The sequence below is a fragment of the Nocardioides terrae genome, assembly GCF_900112345.1.
Lineage (GTDB): Bacteria > Actinomycetota > Actinomycetes > Propionibacteriales > Nocardioidaceae > Nocardioides > Nocardioides terrae.
Window position 1 is genome coordinate 126,219 of sequence record NZ_FOLB01000006.1, and the last position, 16,168, is coordinate 142,386.

Genomic DNA, 16,168 nt, shown 5'->3' on the forward strand with positions numbered 1-16,168 from the left:
CGATGCGCGCCGGACTGGGCTACCAGGAGCTGCACAAGGGCGGTGTCACCAGCTGGTGGCGCGCGCTCGTCGGCGTGTTCGTGCTGACCCTGAACTTCCTCGGCTTCACGTTCTTCCCCCTGGTGCTGCTGGGTCTCTTCGCGGCCGGCTTCGTCGCCCAGGGCGACTCGACCGACCAGGCGATGGACCGGCTGGCCGGACACGTCGTCACGCCGGGGTCGCTGGCCTTCCTCAACCTGGCCCTCGCCTCGACCATCCCGATGGTCATGATCCTGACCTACGTCCTGCACGGCTGGCTGCGGCCCGGCTGGCTGGCGTCGGTGGTCGGCCGGATCCGGTGGGGCTGGCTGCTGGTCTGCCTCGGGATCTCCGTCATCGCCCTCGTCGCCACCCTCCTCGTCTCGGCGTTGCTGCCCGCGGCCGGGGACACCGACGACATGGGCGGGCAGCTCAACGACTTCACCCCGACCACGCTGGCCTTCCTGCTCGTGATCGTGTTCCTGACCCCGTTGCAGGCGGCGGGGGAGGAGTACGCCTTCCGCGGCTACCTGACCCAGGCCGTCGGAGGGCTCTTCCGGCGGCGCTGGGTCGCGGTCGTGATCCCCGCCCTGCTCTTCGCTCTCGCCCACGGCGCGCAGGACGTCCCGGTCTTCTTCGACCGGTTCGCCTTCGGCCTGGTCGCCGGTGTCCTGGTGATGGCGACGGGCGGACTCGAGGCGGGCATCGCGATGCACGTCCTCAACAACTTCCTCGCCTTCGGGCTGGCGTTGGCGTTCGGCGACATGACCGACGCGCTCAACGCCGAGGGCGGGAGCTGGTGGATGATCCCGACCACGCTGACCCAGTCCCTCGTCTACCTCGGGCTCGTGACGTACGCCGCCCGCAAGCTCGGCATCGCGACGAGGACGACCGCCGAGCCGGCGGAGGGCCCTATCGTTTTGGTCGGCCAAACCCCGGCCGTGTAGGGTTCCATCTCGGTTCGGACGCCTCGGCGGAAGAGCCGATCGACTCCAAAGTCGATGGCCTATGGTGTAATTGGCAACACGACTGGTTCTGGTCCAGTTATTCTAGGTTCGAGTCCTAGTAGGCCAGCGGATCCGCACGGAGACGTGCGGATTTGGAGCAGAAACGAAGCCACGGCTAAGGTTCTGCGAGTCTTGAGGACACGAGTCCGAGAGACGAAGCCCCCGTTGTGTAGCGGCCTAGCACGCCTGCCTCTCACGCAGGTAGCGCCGGTTCGAATCCGGTCGGGGGTACACACCGACAAGAGCCCCTGATCAGCGGAGACGCTGGCCAGGGGCTCTTCTCGCTGCGCCGGCCCCTCGTTCCTGGTTCAAACCGCGGGGCGATCCTTCCGGGGGTCGTTCAGCCATGACCTGGCCCCGGTCCGCGCAGCGTCGTGTCCGTACCATTCCGATCCATGAGTCCGCTCTCCGAGCCGCAGATCCGCGCCGCCTTCGTGAACCTCAGCAAGGGGGCCGCGGCGCGCGTCAACCTGCCAGCCGACCTGGAGGAACGGGCCTGGCAGGAGCTCGACTACCTCGGTTGGCAGGATCCGAAGGCACCGGGACGGACCTACCTGGTCACCGATCGTGCTGGGCAGACCCGCGCGATCGCCCTGCGGGTCTCGGAGGCGGGCCGGCGCGCGCGCAAGACGATGTGCGACCTGTGCTTGACCGTAGGGTCCGTGACGCTGATGGTGGCGCCGCGAGCGGGCCGGGCCGGGCAACGCGGCGACTCGGTCGGGACCTACATCTGCGCCGACCTCGACTGCTCTCTCTACGTCCGCAACAAGCGGAGCAACGGCACCGTCGTCATGGAGGAGCGACTCAGCGTGGAGGAGAAGATCGCGCGGCTCGTGGCAAACCTCGACACCTTCGTCACGAGGGTGCTCGGCTGAGGGCGGGGCGTCGACAGGGCCAGGCGGCGCAGCTCAACCTGCGTGGTTCCGTCGAGCCTGACGTTTCCCGACCTGCATGCGGATGAGGTACCAGAAGCTGGGTGGCACCCAGCCCAGCTGCTTGGCCATGCCGAGGTCGTCCCTGTTGGCCCAGTGTTCGCAGATACGACCGTCCTCGAGCCGGAACCAGTGGGATTGGGTGGCGGCGAACTCCTTCCCTGTCGGCGGGAAGACGGTGTCGACCTCGCCTGACGCGGCGTATACCACCCAGGGCGCCGTGTGGCGGCCCTTCATCGTCGAGTTGACCGCCACCAGGTCCCCGGCGACGGCCGCATGGTGGACGTCGTAGTGAAGGCCGGCGAACGCCGCGCGGAGCCATTGCGCGGTCGACCAGAAGCAGTCGGGGCCCGGGACCCGAGAGCTCGGGGGCTGGATCGGGTTCTCCCGGTCCCGCGCGGTCGGGCAGTAGAGGACGTCGAACTCGTCGCGCTCGCCGCGGGACATCGCGTGGATGCTGCGTACGGCGATCGCGATCGGGTCGAATGGGACGCCAGGGCGGGTAGCCCTGGGCGTCGCCGACACGCCGGAAGATACGTCGGACATGGGCGGAGCCGTCCTTTCGCTACAGTGCGTCTGTATTGAAAGTGTGGAGGTCGACGTGCACACCGTCAAGAGGTCCTACGACGCGTCGGGCCGCCGAGAGGTCGCCCGCTCGCGACGGCACCGCGTGGTGCGGGCTGCCCGGGACCTGTTCGAGCGTGACGGCTTCCGGGCCACCACCATCGCGAGCGTCGCAGCGGCCGCTGAGGTGTCCCCCGAGACGGTGTACAAGGCGTTCGGCAGCAAAGCCGTCCTCGCCAAGGCGGTGTTCGACCTCGCCCTGGCGGGCGACGACGAACCGGTACCGATCCGTGAGCGTCCCGGGATGCTCGCGATCAGGGCCGAGCACGACGTGCGCGGCAAGATCGCGATGTTCGTCGATGGTCTCGTCCAACGCCTGGAACGGTCGGCCAAGGTGCAGATCATGGTTCGAGACGGTCGGCATGTCGACGAGGCCCTGGTCCCGGTCTGGGACCAGCTTCTCGCCGAGGGCCTCACCGGCATGGAGATGTTCGGCGAACAGCTGCTGGAGACCGGGCAGCTGCGCGACGACCTCGACCGGGACGAGGTCCGCGACCTGCTGTGGAACTACCTCGCGATCGACCACTACGAACGGCTGGTGCTCCTGCGCGGATGGTCCTTGAACCACTACCGGCAGTGGCTGAGTTCTGCCATCACGAACGCACTCTGCCCGTGACCCGGCGAAGGATCACCGTGAAGGGCGAACAGTGCCAACCGGTGGACGGTGCGCCACGAGCCGGCGTCAGCGGAGGACGGCGTCCTCGCCCGGCCGGGTCCGGCGAGCGTTGCGCGCGCCGTAGCCGAGGTAGATGGCGATCCCGATGACCAGCCAGACGACGAACCGCAGCCACGTCTCGATGGCGAGGTTCGCCATCAGCGCCACGCAGAGCACCGCCGAGACGATCGGGAGCACGGGCACCAGGGGCGTGCGGAAGGGCCGCTGCAGGTCCGAGCGCGTCCGCCGCAGGATCGGTACGGCGAGCGAGACGACCGTGAACGCGAAGAGCGTGCCGATGCTCACCATCTCGGCGAGGTCGGCGAGCGGGATGAAGGCGGCCAGCACCGCCACGAGCGCAACGACGACGAGCGTGATCACGCTCGGCGTGCCGAACCGGGGGTGCAGCCTCGCCAGCTTGGTCGGCAGGAGTCCGTCGCGGGCCATCGCGAAGCCGATCCGCGACATGGTCACGATGTCGACGAGAATCACCGAGGTCAGCCCGCACATCGCGGCGAGGCTGATGAGCGACGCGGCCCAGCCGAGGCCGACGGTCTTGAACGCCTCCGAGATCGGGGCGCCCTCGTCGAGGTGGCGGAAGTCCACCATGCCGGTCAGGACGGCCGACACCCCGACGTAAAGCACCGTGCAGATGGCGAGGGAGCCGAGCAGCCCGATCGGCAGGTCGCGCTGCGGCCGGCGGGTCTCCTCCCCGAGGTTCGCCACCGCCTCGAAGCCGGTGTAGGAGAAGAACACGATGGCCGCGGCGGAGAGGACCCCGGCCATGCCGAAGATCGACGGCTCGACTCCGACCACCGCCTGCCAGAGCGGCTGGGTCAGGCCGTTCGTGGCCTCCTCCGGCGCCCGGCCCGGCGGGATGTAGGGGTGCCAGTTGGCGGTCTTGACGTAGAAGGCGCCGACGACGATCACGAAGACGCACACGGTCACCTTGATCACGACGAGGATGTTGGTCAGCCAGGTCGACTCGCGGATGCCCACCCACGCCACGGCGCCGAGCACCAGGACGATGAGCACCGCACCGACGTCGACCGGAGCCGACTCGCCGAACAGGCTGGTCGGCACAGCGTCGGAGAGGCTGGCGAGGTAGCCCGCCCACCCGCGCGCGACGACCGCCGCGCCCAGCGCGAACTCGAGGATCAGGTCCCAGCCGATGATCCAGGCGAAGACCTCGCCGATCGTCGCGTAGGCGTAGGTGTAGGCCGAGCCGGCCGTCGGGACGGAGGCGGCCAGCTCGGCGTAGCAGAGCGCGGCCAGGAGGCTGACCACACCGGCCAGCACGAAGGACAGCATCACGGCAGGGCCGGCGTAGTTCTTCGCCGCGACCCCGGTCAGCGTGAAGATGCCGGTGCCGATGACGATGCCGATCCCGAAGCTCATCAGGTCGACGGGTCCCAGCCGTCGCTGGAGGTGGTTGGAGTCGTCCTCCGGCAGCTCGGCGCTGGTCGCCAGGATCTCGTCGACGGACTTCGTTCGGGTCAGGTCCACACCCGTCCTTACCCGGAGCAACGAGGCCACACGCACGGCCGGCGCCGAGCGGGTCGAGCGCTCAGGCGCAGAGCCCGTTGGCGGCCGCCTCCTCGGCGGACGGCCCGGTCGGCGTGGAGGTCGGCGAACCGCTGGGTGTGCTGCTGGGTGCGCCGCTGGCCGACCCGCTCGGCGAGCCGGTCGGGGTCGGCGTACCGGTGGCATTGGGCGGCGCCCCGGCGTTGATCGCGTCGCCGCTGAAGCCCTTGCCGAGCGGGCGGTCGGCAGCGACCTGCTGCCACAGCCGCTTCGAGCTCGGCAGGATCCGCACCCGGCCGCGGTGCTCGCCGTCGTTCGGGTAGGGCTCGTTGGGCACCGTGACGAACTGGATGTGCTGCAGGTCGGCGTGGCGCAGCTGCCGGGCGAGCTTGACCAGCGAGCCGAGGCCGTCGATGTCCGGATCGGTCGTGATCGAGCCGGTCAGCGCGTCGGCGAACTGGTAGAGCCGTGCCGGCTGGCTGAGCGTCTGGGCGGAGAAGACCTTGTTGATCAGTGAGGCGAGGAAGGCCTGTTGCCGCTTCATCCGGCCGATGTCGGAGTTGGCCGTGGAGTAGCGCTCGCGCACGTAGTCGAGGGCCTTGCGCCCGGTCAGGGTCTGGTCGCCCTTGTCGAAGTGGATGTGATGGTCGGTGTCGTCGATGTCCTCCGGGATGCAGACCGTGACGCCCTGGACGGCGTCGACCATCTTGATGAACCCGGCGAAGTTGAGGGTGAGGTAGTGGTCGACGTAGATGCCCGTCAGCGCCTCGACCTGCTGCGCCGTGCAGGCGGCCCCGCCGATCGCGTAGGCGTCGTTCCACATGGCCAACGTCGCCGGCTCGGTCTGCTCGCCGTCCGCCGTCGTGCAGGAGGGTCGGTCGACGAGGGCGTCACGCGGGATGGAGATGCCGTACGCCGACCGGCGGTCCGCCGCGACGTGCAGGAGGATCGTCGTGTCGGACCCGCCCTTGCCGCTCTCGGTGTCGATGTCACAGCCCTCGCAGTCGCGGCTGTCGATGCCCAACAGCAGGATGTTGAGCGGCGCCTTGGGCTCCTTGGCTTTCTTCGTCGAGTGCTTGATCGCGGTCCCCACCTGCAGCCGGCCGTCGAGGTGACGGTAGGCCAGCACCGTCGTGGTCGCGGTGAGCACGGCGAGCACGACGAGCGCGCTCAGGATCACGACCAACACGGTCCGGCGAGCATGGAGGACCGCGGTCGGTGGCATGAGCGGATCCTGACAGCACCGGGCCGTCGGCGGAAGGAGATGGCGCCCGACGCGGGTGCACGGTGGTGTCCGAATTCCGCCAGAAGGTGTCGATGGCATGGGGGAGGATGGGGGCATGTCATTCGATCCGCAGGCGTGCTACCGGGCCGTGCAGAGCCGCGACCGTCGCTTCGATGGCGCGTTCTACACGGCGGTCCGGACGACCGGGATCTACTGCCGCCCTTCGTGCCCGGCACGGACCCCGGCCTTCGGCAACGTCACCTTCCATCCGAGCGCGGCGAGCGCCCAGGCGGCCGGCTACCGAGCGTGCAAGCGCTGCCTGCCGGACGCCACGCCTGGCAGCCCCGAGTGGGACGTCGCCGGAACCGTGGCCGGGCGGGCGATGCGGCTGATCGCCGACGGTGTGGTCGACCGCGAGGGGGTCGAGGGCCTGGCCCGGCGGGTCGGCTACACGCCGCGCCACCTGAGCCGACTGCTCGTCGCCGAGCTGGGAGCCGGCCCGCTGGCGCTGGCCCGCGCCCGTCGCGCCCAGACCGCGCGGGTGCTCATCGAGACCACCTCGCTCGGCTTCGCCGACGTCGCGTTCGCCGCCGGGTTCGCCAGCGTGCGGCAGTTCAACGACACGGTGCGGGAGGTCTACGCCGCGAGCCCGACCGACCTCCGGGGGCGCCGCGGCGGCGCCGACCCCCAGCCGGGGGCCGTCACGATGCGGCTGGCGGTGCGGACCCCGTTCGCCGGCCGCGCGCTGCTGGCCTTCCTGGCAGGGCACGCGGTGGCGGGCGTCGAGACCTCGGGCGAGGGCTGGTACGCCCGCACGCTCGACCTCCCGCACGGGCCCGGCGCCGTCCGGCTCGACCTGGCCGACGCGCTCGACGTCGGCGAGACGGCGTTCGTGCACGCGACCTTCCGGCTCACCGACCTGCGCGACACCGGCGCGGCGGTGGAGCGCGCCCGCCGCCTGCTCGACGCCGACTGCGACCCGGTCGCGGTCGGCGAGCAACTCGGCCTCGACCCCGTGCTCGGGCCGCTGGTCCGCCGCACGCCGGGGCTCCGCGTCGCCGGACACGTCGACGGCGACGAGCTGGCGGTCCGCACCGTCGTCGGACAACAGGTGAGCGTTCTCGGCGCCTGCACCGTCCTCGGCCGGCTCGTCTCGACCCACGGAACACCCGTCGAGACCGGGATCGAGGGGCTCACCCATCTCTTCCCGCGCGCGTCGGTGCTCGCCGAGGTCGACCCCGCGACCCTGCCAATGCCGCGCTCGCGCGGACGAGCGATCGCCGGGCTCGCGGCGGCGCTCGCCGACGGGCGGCTCGCGCTCGACCGTGGCGCCGACCGGGCCGACGTACGCACCCGGATGCTGGCTCTGCCCGGCATCGGGCCGTGGACGGCCGACTACGTCGCGATGCGCGCCCTCGGCGACCCCGACGTCTTCCTGCCGACCGATATCGGCGTGCGCCGCGCGCTCGACCGGCTCGGCGCCGACCCAGCCCCGGACCCCGCGGCGTGGCGCCCCTGGCGCTCCTACGCCCTCATGCACCTGTGGCACAGCCTCGACCTGGACCTGGAGGACCTCTGATGTGGACCGCCATCGACTCGCCCATCGGCGAGCTGCGACTCGTGGAGCACGACGGCGCGATCAGCGCCATCGAGTTCTCACCGTTCCGCGACGACACCGGCCGCCCGCTCGGCGACCGCGCCGACGACACCCCGGTGCTCAAGGAGTGCGCGCGCCAGCTGCACGCCTACTTCGCCGGCACGCTCACCGACTTCGACCTGCCGCTGAAGCCCGAGGGCACGCCGTTCCAGCTCCGGGTGTGGGGCCAGCTGTGCCACATCGGGTTCGGCGAGACGGCGACGTACGGCGAGGTCGCCCACCGGCTCGGCATGACCGCCTGGTCGGCCGCGCGCGCCGTCGGCCTGGCCAACGGCCGCAACCCGATCCCGATCGTGATCCCGTGCCACCGGGTCATCGGGGCCAACGGATCGCTGACCGGCTATGCGGGCGGCCTCGACCGCAAGCAGCTCCTGCTCAGTCTGGAGACCGACTCGCTCTTCTAGCCTGGGCGGGTGAACCCCTGGCAGACCACCTCGTCCCGCACCTCCTACGAGAACCCCTGGATCCGTGTCCGTGAGGACGAGGTGGTCCGGCCGGACGGCGCCGACGGCATCTACGGCGTCGTCGAGGTGCGCAACCCGGCGGTGTTCGTCGTGCCGGTCACCGACGCCGACGAGGTCGTCCTCGCGCGGATGTACCGCTACACGATGGGCCGCGAGACGCTCGAGGTCCCGGCCGGCGGCAGCGACGGCGAGGACCCGCTCGTCGCGGCCCGCCGGGAGCTGCGTGAGGAGACCGGGTACGCCGCCTCCGACTGGCGGCTGCTCGGCGAGGTGTTCTCGCTCAACGGCGTCGCACACGCCCCGGGCTATGTCTACCTCGCCCAAGGGCTCAGCCTCGCCGGGGGCGAGGAGATGCTCGAGGAGGGGATCATCGGCGTCGAGCTGCTGCCGTGGGGCTCGCTGATGGAGATGGTCGGCCGCGGCGAGATCGTCGACGGCGAGACGCTGGCCTCGCTCCTCTACGCCGCCGTCGCCCTCGGCAAGCTCCCCTGACGCCGAGGGGTCAATCCCTCAGCACCGAGGGGTCAATCCCTCAGCACCGAGGGGTCAATCCGTCGCTGTCGAGGGGTCGATCTCTCGCTATCCGGGAAGTCGAATCGTCTGGATCGCCCCCCGGGCCTCAGGGAATGACTCCTCGGGCGTGAGGGATAGACCCTTCGATGCTGTGGGAATGACTCCTCGGGCGTGAGGGATTGACCCCTCGATGCTGAGGGATTGACTCCTCGCGGCTACTCGGCGGCGCGGCGCAGCGACTCGGAGAGCCGCTCGGCGGCGGCGAGGACCGCGGGGGCATGCATCCGGCCGGGCTGGCGGGAGAGCCGCTCGAGGGGCCCGGAGACCGACACGGCGGCGATGACCTTGCCGCCGGGGGAGCGGACCGGCGCCGAGACCGACGCGACGCCCGCCTCGCGCTCGCCGACCGACTGGGCCCAGCCGCGTCGGCGGATGCCGGAGAGGGCCGCAGCGGAGAAGGCGGCGTTCTGCAGGCCGCGGTGCATCCGCTCGGGGTCCTCCCACGCCAGCAGGACCTGGGCGGCGGAGCCGGCGCGCATCGTCAGCTGGGAGCCGACCGGGATGGTGTCGCGCAGGCCGGAGGGGCGCTCCGCGGCGGCGACGCAGACGCGGGACTCGCCCTGGCGGCGCCACAGCTGAGCGGACTCGCCGGTGATGTCGCGCAGCCGGGCGAGCACCGGCCCGGCCGTGGCCAGCAGGCGGTCCTCACCCGCAGCGGCGGAGAGCTCGGCGAGCCGCGGCCCGAGCACGAAACGGCCCTGCATGTCGCGGGCCACGAGACGATGGTGCTCGAGGGCGACGGCGAGGCGGTGTGCCGTCGGCCGGGCCAGTCCGGTGGCGGAGACGAGACCGGCGAGCGTCGCCGGACCCGACTCCAGCGCGGTCAGCACCAGAGCCGCCTTGTCGAGAACGCCCACACCACTGCCGTTGTCCATAATGCAAGATTAATGTCTCACCTTCTGGGATGCAAGCGTAGGCTTTCGGACGCACGCTTGAAGGGCGGTCGACGGCGACCGCGACGTTCGGAGGAGATGTCATGGGTAGGACGCTGTCGGAGAAGGTGTGGGACGAGCACGTCGTCCGGTCGACCCCCGGTGAGCCGGACCTGCTCTACATCGACCTCCACCTCATCCATGAGGTGACCAGCCCGCAGGCCTTCGACGGCCTCCGTCTCGCCGGCCGCACGATGCGCCGGCCGGACCTCACCCTCGCGACCGAGGACCACAACGTCCCGACCGTCGACTGGGACAAGCCGATCGCGGACCCGGTCAGCCGGACGCAGGTCGAGACGCTGCGCAAGAACGCCGCCGAGTTCGGCGTACGGCTGCACCCGCTCGGTGACGAGAACCAGGGCATCGTGCACGTCGTCGGCCCGCAGCTCGGGCTGACCCAGCCGGGCATGACGATCGTGTGCGGCGACTCGCACACCAGCACGCACGGCGCCTTCGGTGCGATCGCCTTCGGCATCGGCACGTCCGAGGTCGAGCACGTCCTGGCCACCCAGACGCTGCCGCAGGCCAAGCCGAGGACGATGGCCGTGACCGTCAACGGGAGCCTGCCGGCCGGTGTCACCGCCAAGGACCTCATCCTCACGCTGATCTCGAAGACGGGCACCGGCGGCGGCCAGGGCTACATCGTGGAGTACCGCGGCCAGGCGATCCGCGAGCTCTCCATGGAGGGCCGGATGACCGTCTGCAACATGTCGATCGAGTGGGGCGCCAAGGCCGGCCTCATCGGCCCGGACGAGACGACGTTCGCCTACATCCAGGACAAGCCCGAGGCGCCGAAGGGCGCCGACTGGGACGCCGCCGTGGCGCACTGGAGGACGTTGGTCACCGACGACGACGCCGTCTTCGACCAGGAGATCGTGCTCGACGCGGCCGAGGTCACCCCGTTCGTCACCTGGGGCACCAACCCGGGTCAGGGTGCCCCGCTGGGCGCGAGCGTGCCGAACCCGGCCGACTTCGCCGATGAGCAGGACCGGGTCGCGGCCGAGAAGGCGCTGACCTACATGGGTCTGGAGGCGGGAACGCCGCTGCGCGAGATCAAGGTCGACACCGTCTTCATCGGCTCGTGCACCAACGGCCGCATCGAAGACCTGCGCCTCGCCGCCGAGACCATCAAGGGCCACAAAGTCGCCGAGGGCACCCGACTGCTCGTGGTCCCCGGCTCGGTCAAGGTGCGCCTGCAGGCCCAGGAGGAGGGCCTGGACCAGGTCTTCATCGAGGCCGGTGCCGAGTGGCGCGGCGCCGGGTGCTCCATGTGCCTGGGCATGAACCCCGACACCCTCGCGCCGGGCGAGCGCTCGGCTTCCACCTCCAACCGCAACTTCGAGGGGCGCCAGGGCAAGGGCGGCCGCACCCACCTCGTCTCCGTGCCGGTGGCCGCCGCGACGGCGGTGCGCGGCACCCTCTCCGCCCCCGCCGACCTCGAGCCGGCCTTCGCCTGATCCGCCGCTGGTCGAGGAGGGCCGCCAGGCCAGCCTCGAGACCACGGATCGAAAGGAACACTGATGGACAAGTTCACGACCCACACCGGCGTCGGCGTCCCGCTCAAGCGCAGCAACGTCGACACCGACCAGATCATCCCGGCGGTCTACCTCAAGAGGGTGACCCGCTCCGGATTCGAGGACGGCCTCTTCGCGGCCTGGCGCAACGATCCGGACTTCGTCCTCAACCAGGACATCTACCAGGACGGCACGGTGCTGGTCGCCGGCCCCGACTTCGGCACCGGCTCCTCGCGCGAGCACGCCGTCTGGGCGCTGCAGAACTACGGCTTCAAGGTCGTCATCTCCTCGCGCTTCGCCGACATCTTCCGCGGCAACTCCGGCAAGGCCGGCCTGGTCGCGGCACAGGTCGACGAGAAGGTCGTCCAGAGGCTCTGGGACTACCTCGACGACAACCCGGGTGGCCGGATCACCGTCGACCTCGAGGCGCAGACGGTCTCGAGTGCGGACGGGTCGGTCATCGACTCCTTCGACATCGACCCCTACACCAAGTGGCGGCTGCTCAACGGCTTCGACGACATCGGCATCACCCTCTCCCACGAGGCCGACATCGAGTCCTACGAGAGCACCCGCCCGGCGTGGAAGCCCGCGACGCTCTGACCTCTGCCTCCCCGTCGCCGGGGAATTTCGCAGGTGACACGCCCGAGGTGGTGTCGGTGGGCCGCCGTCGTCACTAGCGTGCGAACTACCACGTCGGGCAGCGAGCCCGGCTCTCGAGGTTGTTGAGGAGAGGCCGATCGTGAACAAGTCCCAGCTCGTCGACGCGCTTGCGGCGCGGTTCGACGGCAACAAGAAGGCCGCAGCGCATGCGCTGGAGTCAGTGCTCGACACCATCACTCGCGAGGTCGCCCGGGGCGAGAAGGTCGCCATCACCGGCTTCGGGTCCTTCGAGAAGAGGGTCCGGCCCGCGCGACTCGTCCGCAACCCGCGGACCGGTGAGCAGATCAAGACGAAGAAGACCTTCGTCCCGAAGTTCAACGCCGGGGCCGACCTCAAGAACGTGGTGTCCGGCGTGAAGAAGCTCCCGAAGCTCTCCCTCCCGTCCCTGCCCGGCAAGCGGGCGGCCGCCGCCAGGAGCACCGGCGCCGCGCCGGCCAAGGTGGCCGCCAGCAAGCCCGCGCCGGTCAAGCAGACGACAGCGGCGAAGAAGACCACCACCACCAAGTCGGCTCCGTCCAAGAAGGTGACGGAGAAGTCCACCGCCGCGAAGGCCCCGGCCAAGTCGACGGCTGCGAAGACATCGACCACCAAGTCGACGGCGGCCAAGAAGACGTCGACCACGAAGGCGGCGCCGGCGAAGACGTCGACCACCACGTCGGCGGCGGCCAAGACGGCGACCAAGTCGTCGGCGGCGAAGAAGGCCCCGGCCAAGAAGACGGCGACCAGGTCGGCCGCCAAGAAGACCTCCTGACGCCCTCCTCGAACGGGCCTCGAACGGGCCGTTTCCTCCGGGGGCGGCCCGTTCGGCTCATCTCAGGCGGTCACGACAGGGCGAGCCCCTCGACCACCGCTGCCGTTCGCGGGCCGAGACCGAGCGTGATCGCGTGGTTCAGGTCGGCGACGGAGTCGACGTCACGGCGCAGGGAGGCGAGCTCGCCGGCCACGGCTCGAGCGCCGGCGCTCTCGTGCGCCCGGCTCGAGCCCTCGCCGAAGTGCGGGTCGAACCGCGCGGCGTCGGCCGTGTAGAGCGTCGTGCCCACGCCCTCCGCGTCCGAGACGTACGCCGGGCTGCCGGCCGGGACCGACGCGAGGGCCGCGTCGAGGTCGGCTGCGCGCAGCGCCGGCAGGTCACCGGTCAGTGCGACCGGGACCAGGTCCGGCCAGCGCCGGCGTGCCTCCGCGGCCGCCTGCACCAGGGTGGCGTTGAGGTCGTCGGAGACACCGTCGGGGATCGCGGCGCACCCCAGCGCCTGCAGCCGCGCGGAGAATCCCGCGTCGTCGGTGACGACGAGGACGGCACCGACCGACGACGCCGACAGGCAGGCCTCGGCCGTGTCCAACGCGAAGGCCTCGGCCAGCCGTCGGCGTACCTCGTCGGGGAGACCGGAGAAGACGGTCAGGCGGGACTTGCCGCGCGCGGGCGGCTTCACGGGGAGCAGGACGACGTGCGTGGACATCACCACGATCTTCCCAGGTGACCGACGTCATGATCGCCGCGGGGACCGGTAGCCTCCTTCCTCGTGGGCAAGTACCGGAACCTGAAGCACAAGCGCGGCTGGGCGTGGTGGATAGCGGTGTCCATCGTGAAGCCCACCCTCCTGGCGACGACGAAGCAGGACTGGGACGGCGGCGACAAGATTCCGGAGACCGGCGGCTGCATCCTCGCGCTGAACCACATCTCCCACATCGACCCGCTCACGGCGGCCCACATCACGTGGGACTACGGCCGTCAGTCGCGTTACCTCGCGAAGGCGGGGCTGTTCAAGAACAAGTACCTCGGTCGGTTCCTGCGGGCCGCCGGCCAGATCCCGGTCGAGCGTTCCGCGGCCGGCGCGCGCGCGTTCGACGAGGCGGTCAAGGCGGTCAACGCCGGTGAGCTCGTCGTCGTCTACGTCGAGGGGTCCATCACCAAGGACCCGGCCGGCTGGCCGATGGTCGGCAAGTCGGGCGCCGCCCGCATCGCGCTCGCCACCGGTGCCCCCGTCATCCCGGTCGGGCAGTGGGGCGCCCAGGAGCTGCTGCCCGCCTACTCCGCCAAGCCGCACCCGTTCCCGCGCAAGACCGTCCGGATGAAGGTCGGCGACCCCGTCGACCTGTCCGACCTGCTCGCGGAGGAGCCGACCACCAAGGTGGTGGCCGAGGCGACCGGCCGGATCATGAACGCGATCGTCGACCTCGTCGCCGAGGTCCGCGGTGAGCCGCGGCCGGCCGAGCTGTTCGACCCGCGCAAGGCCGGGGTCAGCTCCACCGGCAACCCGAACAAGAAGCGCAAGAAGTGACGGGCAAGGTCGCCGTCTTCGGCGCCGGCTCGTGGGGGACCGCCTTCTCCATCGTGCTCGCCGACGCCGGCAACGACGTCACGATCTGGGCGCGGCGGGAGGAGGTCGCCGACCGGATCAACGAGCGCCACGAGAACGCCGACTACCACCCCGGCGTCCAGCTGCCGCCGGCCATCTCCGCGACGCACGACGTCGAGAAGGCCGTGCACGACGCCGACGTGGTCGTGCTCGCCACCCCGTCCCAGACGCTGCGTGACAACCTCGTCGAGTGGGCGCCGTTCGTCCCCGATCGGGCCGTCCTCGTCTCGCTCATGAAGGGCGTCGAGCTCGGCACCCTCGCCCGGATGAGCGAGGTGATCGCCGAGGTCACCGGCGCCGGTCCGGACCGCATCGCCGTCGTCAGCGGCCCCAACCTCTCGCCGGAGATCGCCCGCCGCGAGCCGGCCGCGGGCGTCGTCGCCTGCACCGACGAGGGCGTCGCGCAGATGCTCCAGGGCCGCGTGCACAGCCCGGCGTTCCGGCCCTACACCTCCACCGACGTCATCGGCTGCGAGATCGGCGGCGCCTACAAGAACGTCGTCGGCATCGCCGCCGGCATGGCCGCCGGCCTCGGCTTCGGCGACAACACGCGTGCCTCGGTCATCACGCGCGGCCTGGCCGAGACCGCCCGTCTCGCGACCAAGCTGGGCGCGAACCCGCTGACCCTGATGGGCCTGGCCGGCCTCGGCGACCTCGTCGCCACCTGCTCCTCACCGCTGTCGCGCAACCGGACCTTCGGCGAGAAGCTCGGCCGCGGCATGTCGGTCGACGAGATCGTCGCCCAGACCCGCCAGGTCGCCGAGGGCGTGAAGTCGTGCCACTCGCTGCGCGAGCTCGCCGCGCGCAACGACGTCGACGTCCCTCTCGCGCAGTACGTCGACGACCTGGTCGCCGGCCGGATCAGCGCCGACCAGATGATGGACGAGATGCTCGGCCGCCCGACCAAGGCCGAGACCGACTGAGCCGAGTCGTCAGAGCTTGTCGAGGGCCTGGAGCAGGTCGCTCCACAGGTCGTCGACGTCCTCGATGCCGACAGAGACCCGCACCAGGCCCTCGGGGACGTCGGGCGACTCGCCGCTCCAGCGGCGGCGGCGCTCGAAGGTCGACTCCACGCCGCCGAGCGAGGTGGCGTGCACCCACAGCAGCGTGCTGTGGGTGAGCAGCTCGGCCTGCTCGGCGGTGGGCAGTACGACGGCCAGCATCGCGCCCATGCCGGGGTAGCGCACCTCGCTGACCGCGGGGTGTGCCTCCAGCCGGCGAGCCAGCTCGGCGGCGCTGGCCGACGCGCGCTCGATGCGCAGCGGCAGCGTGCGCAGCCCGCGCAGGGCGAGCCAGGCCTCGAACGGACCGGGGATGGCGCCGTACAGGTCGCGGCGGCCCTTGAGGACGTCCCACAGCGCCGGGTCGGAGACCACGAGGGCGCCCATGACGACGTCGGAGTGACCGGCGAGGTACTTCGTGACCGAGTGCAGCACGACGTCGGCGCCGAGCTCGAGGGGACGCTGCAGGATCGGCGTGGCGAAGGTGTTGTCGACCACGACCCGCGCGCCGACCTCGTGGGCCGCCGCGATCAGGGTGGGCAGATCGGCCACCTGCATGCCGGGGTTGGTCGGCGACTCCAGCCACAGCAACGCGGTGTCCTCGTCGATGGCCTCGAGCACGGCGGCGGTGTCGCTCACGTCGACGAGTCGGGTCTTGACCCGCCCGCGCGACTCACGGTCGGCGAGCTGGCCGATCGTGCCGAGGTAGGCCTGCCCGGCCACGACCACGCTGTCCTGGTCCACCAGGTCGAGCAGGGTCGCCGTCGCCGCCTGCCCGCTGGAGAAGGCCAGCGCCTTGCCGCCCTCCAGCGCGCCGAGGGTGTCCTCGAAGGCGACCCACGCGTCGTTGGTGTAGCGGCCGTACTCCTTGTCCCCACCGGCGACGTAGGTCGACGTCAGGGTGATCGGCACGTTCAACGGCTGGTCGGGCTCGTGCGGCGGGCGCCCCGCGTGGACGGCCACCGTCGAGGGGCGCAGGGTGCTGGGCTTCGGAGTCTCGGCCATGGTGCCCAGACTAGGGTGAT

The 16,168-nt window shown here is 70.9% G+C and carries 17 protein-coding genes and 2 tRNA genes; 13 read left to right on the forward strand and 6 right to left on the reverse strand.

Annotated elements, in window-relative coordinates; genetic code table 11:
- The first annotated feature begins 2 nt into the window (after positions 1-2).
- The 4 genes from BM236_RS09945 to BM236_RS09960 all read left to right on the forward strand — a co-directional run bounded on the left by BM236_RS09945 (position 3) and on the right by BM236_RS09960 (position 1,900).
- Positions 3-965 (forward strand): CPBP family intramembrane glutamic endopeptidase, encoded by a 963-nt coding sequence (locus tag BM236_RS09945; RefSeq protein ID WP_091123089.1) that lies wholly within the window; start codon positions 3-5, stop codon positions 963-965.
- Between the two features lie 55 nt (positions 966-1,020).
- Positions 1,021-1,092, forward strand: a tRNA-Gln gene (locus BM236_RS09950).
- Between the two features lie 91 nt (positions 1,093-1,183).
- Positions 1,184-1,256 (forward strand) — tRNA-Glu (locus BM236_RS09955).
- A gap of 164 nt (positions 1,257-1,420) precedes the next feature.
- Positions 1,421-1,900, forward strand: coding sequence for an FBP domain-containing protein (locus tag BM236_RS09960; protein ID WP_091123090.1), 480 nt, complete (start codon positions 1,421-1,423; stop codon positions 1,898-1,900).
- A gap of 33 nt (positions 1,901-1,933) precedes the next feature.
- Here BM236_RS09960 and BM236_RS09965 read toward each other — a convergent pair whose 3' ends face one another.
- Positions 1,934-2,404, reverse strand: a complete 471-nt coding sequence (locus BM236_RS09965; RefSeq protein WP_217645288.1) for an ester cyclase — start codon at positions 2,402-2,404, stop codon at positions 1,934-1,936.
- A gap of 7 nt (positions 2,405-2,411) precedes the next feature.
- Here BM236_RS09965 and BM236_RS09970 point away from each other — a divergent pair, with 7 nt between their 5' ends.
- A complete protein-coding gene (locus BM236_RS09970) occupies positions 2,412-3,197 on the forward strand; it encodes a TetR/AcrR family transcriptional regulator (protein WP_245750246.1) in 786 nt (261 codons plus the stop codon).
- A gap of 66 nt (positions 3,198-3,263) precedes the next feature.
- On the opposite strand, the gene BM236_RS09975 is transcribed toward BM236_RS09970, so the two are convergent.
- Positions 3,264-4,742 (reverse strand): amino acid permease, encoded by a 1,479-nt coding sequence (locus tag BM236_RS09975; RefSeq protein ID WP_091123096.1) that lies wholly within the window; start codon positions 4,740-4,742, stop codon positions 3,264-3,266.
- 61 nt (positions 4,743-4,803) lie between these two features.
- Entirely contained in the window at positions 4,804-5,985 is a 1,182-nt protein-coding gene (locus BM236_RS19230) for an LCP family protein (protein ID WP_217645289.1), read from the reverse strand.
- Positions 5,986-6,100: 115 nt separating this feature from the next.
- Between BM236_RS19230 and BM236_RS09985 the strand changes: the two genes are divergently transcribed.
- The 3 genes from BM236_RS09985 to BM236_RS09995 are packed head-to-tail and all read left to right on the forward strand — an operon-like array spanning position 6,101 to position 8,598.
- Entirely contained in the window at positions 6,101-7,564 is a 1,464-nt protein-coding gene (locus tag BM236_RS09985) for an AlkA N-terminal domain-containing protein (RefSeq protein ID WP_091123101.1), read from the forward strand.
- Complete coding sequence (locus BM236_RS09990; RefSeq protein WP_091123103.1) at positions 7,564-8,046, forward strand: methylated-DNA--[protein]-cysteine S-methyltransferase; 483 nt, start codon at positions 7,564-7,566, stop codon at positions 8,044-8,046. Before BM236_RS09985 ends, BM236_RS09990 begins: the two co-directional genes overlap by 1 nt.
- A gap of 9 nt (positions 8,047-8,055) precedes the next feature.
- Positions 8,056-8,598, forward strand: a complete 543-nt coding sequence (locus BM236_RS09995) for an NUDIX domain-containing protein (RefSeq protein WP_091123106.1) — start codon at positions 8,056-8,058, stop codon at positions 8,596-8,598.
- 236 nt (positions 8,599-8,834) lie between these two features.
- Here BM236_RS09995 and BM236_RS10000 read toward each other — a convergent pair whose 3' ends face one another.
- On the reverse strand, positions 8,835-9,554 hold the full coding sequence (locus BM236_RS10000) for an IclR family transcriptional regulator (RefSeq protein WP_091123107.1): 720 nt from the start codon (positions 9,552-9,554) through the stop codon (positions 8,835-8,837).
- 101 nt (positions 9,555-9,655) lie between these two features.
- On the opposite strand from BM236_RS10000, the gene leuC reads away from it, so the two are divergent.
- The 3 genes from leuC (at position 9,656) to BM236_RS10015 (ending at position 12,536) form a co-directional block, all read left to right on the forward strand.
- A complete protein-coding gene (gene leuC, locus BM236_RS10005) occupies positions 9,656-11,068 on the forward strand; it encodes a 3-isopropylmalate dehydratase large subunit (protein WP_091123110.1) in 1,413 nt (470 codons plus the stop codon).
- Positions 11,069-11,131: 63 nt separating this feature from the next.
- Positions 11,132-11,725: a 3-isopropylmalate dehydratase small subunit gene (gene leuD / locus BM236_RS10010; protein ID WP_091123112.1), complete on the forward strand. Its 594-nt coding sequence runs from the start codon at positions 11,132-11,134 to the stop codon at positions 11,723-11,725.
- A 139-nt stretch (positions 11,726-11,864) separates the two neighbouring features.
- Positions 11,865-12,536 (forward strand): HU family DNA-binding protein, encoded by a 672-nt coding sequence (locus tag BM236_RS10015; protein ID WP_091123115.1) that lies wholly within the window; start codon positions 11,865-11,867, stop codon positions 12,534-12,536.
- Between the two features lie 70 nt (positions 12,537-12,606).
- Here BM236_RS10015 and cofC read toward each other — a convergent pair whose 3' ends face one another.
- Positions 12,607-13,242, reverse strand: coding sequence for a 2-phospho-L-lactate guanylyltransferase (cofC, locus tag BM236_RS10020; protein ID WP_091123358.1), 636 nt, complete (start codon positions 13,240-13,242; stop codon positions 12,607-12,609).
- Between the two features lie 63 nt (positions 13,243-13,305).
- Between cofC and BM236_RS10025 the strand changes: the two genes are divergently transcribed.
- Both BM236_RS10025 and BM236_RS10030 read left to right on the forward strand, forming a co-directional pair.
- Entirely contained in the window at positions 13,306-14,064 is a 759-nt protein-coding gene (locus BM236_RS10025; RefSeq protein ID WP_091123117.1) for a lysophospholipid acyltransferase family protein, read from the forward strand.
- Complete coding sequence (locus BM236_RS10030; protein WP_091123119.1) at positions 14,061-15,065, forward strand: NAD(P)H-dependent glycerol-3-phosphate dehydrogenase; 1,005 nt, start codon at positions 14,061-14,063, stop codon at positions 15,063-15,065. The genes BM236_RS10025 and BM236_RS10030 overlap by 4 nt, the downstream gene beginning before the upstream one ends.
- Positions 15,066-15,074: 9 nt before the next feature.
- Here BM236_RS10030 and BM236_RS10035 read toward each other — a convergent pair whose 3' ends face one another.
- The gene (locus BM236_RS10035) at positions 15,075-16,148 is read right to left on the reverse strand and encodes a trans-sulfuration enzyme family protein (protein ID WP_091123121.1); all 1,074 of its coding nucleotides are present in this window, start codon (positions 16,146-16,148) and stop codon (positions 15,075-15,077) included.
- Between the last annotated feature and the right edge of the window lie 20 nt (positions 16,149-16,168).

Excerpts from the sequence above, each read along its gene's own strand:
- BM236_RS09945 (WP_091123089.1), top strand. The coding sequence starts at position 3 with ATGCGCGCCGGACTGGGCTACCAGGAGCTGCACAAGGGCGGTGTCACC.
- BM236_RS09960 (WP_091123090.1), top strand. The coding sequence starts at position 1,421 with ATGAGTCCGCTCTCCGAGCCGCAGATCCGCGCCGCCTTCGTGAACCTC.
- BM236_RS09965 (WP_217645288.1), bottom strand. The coding sequence starts at position 2,404 with ATGTCCCGCGGCGAGCGCGACGAGTTCGACGTCCTCTACTGCCCGACC.
- BM236_RS09970 (WP_245750246.1), top strand. The coding sequence starts at position 2,412 with ATGCTGCGTACGGCGATCGCGATCGGGTCGAATGGGACGCCAGGGCGG.
- BM236_RS19230 (WP_217645289.1), bottom strand. The coding sequence starts at position 5,985 with ATGCCACCGACCGCGGTCCTCCATGCTCGCCGGACCGTGTTGGTCGTG.
- BM236_RS09985 (WP_091123101.1), top strand. The coding sequence starts at position 6,101 with ATGTCATTCGATCCGCAGGCGTGCTACCGGGCCGTGCAGAGCCGCGAC.
- BM236_RS09990 (WP_091123103.1), top strand. The coding sequence starts at position 7,564 with ATGTGGACCGCCATCGACTCGCCCATCGGCGAGCTGCGACTCGTGGAG.
- BM236_RS10000 (WP_091123107.1), bottom strand. The coding sequence starts at position 9,554 with ATGGACAACGGCAGTGGTGTGGGCGTTCTCGACAAGGCGGCTCTGGTG.
- leuC (WP_091123110.1), top strand. The coding sequence starts at position 9,656 with ATGGGTAGGACGCTGTCGGAGAAGGTGTGGGACGAGCACGTCGTCCGG.
- leuD (WP_091123112.1), top strand. The coding sequence starts at position 11,132 with ATGGACAAGTTCACGACCCACACCGGCGTCGGCGTCCCGCTCAAGCGC.
- cofC (WP_091123358.1), bottom strand. The coding sequence starts at position 13,242 with ATGTCCACGCACGTCGTCCTGCTCCCCGTGAAGCCGCCCGCGCGCGGC.
- BM236_RS10035 (WP_091123121.1), bottom strand. The coding sequence starts at position 16,148 with ATGGCCGAGACTCCGAAGCCCAGCACCCTGCGCCCCTCGACGGTGGCC.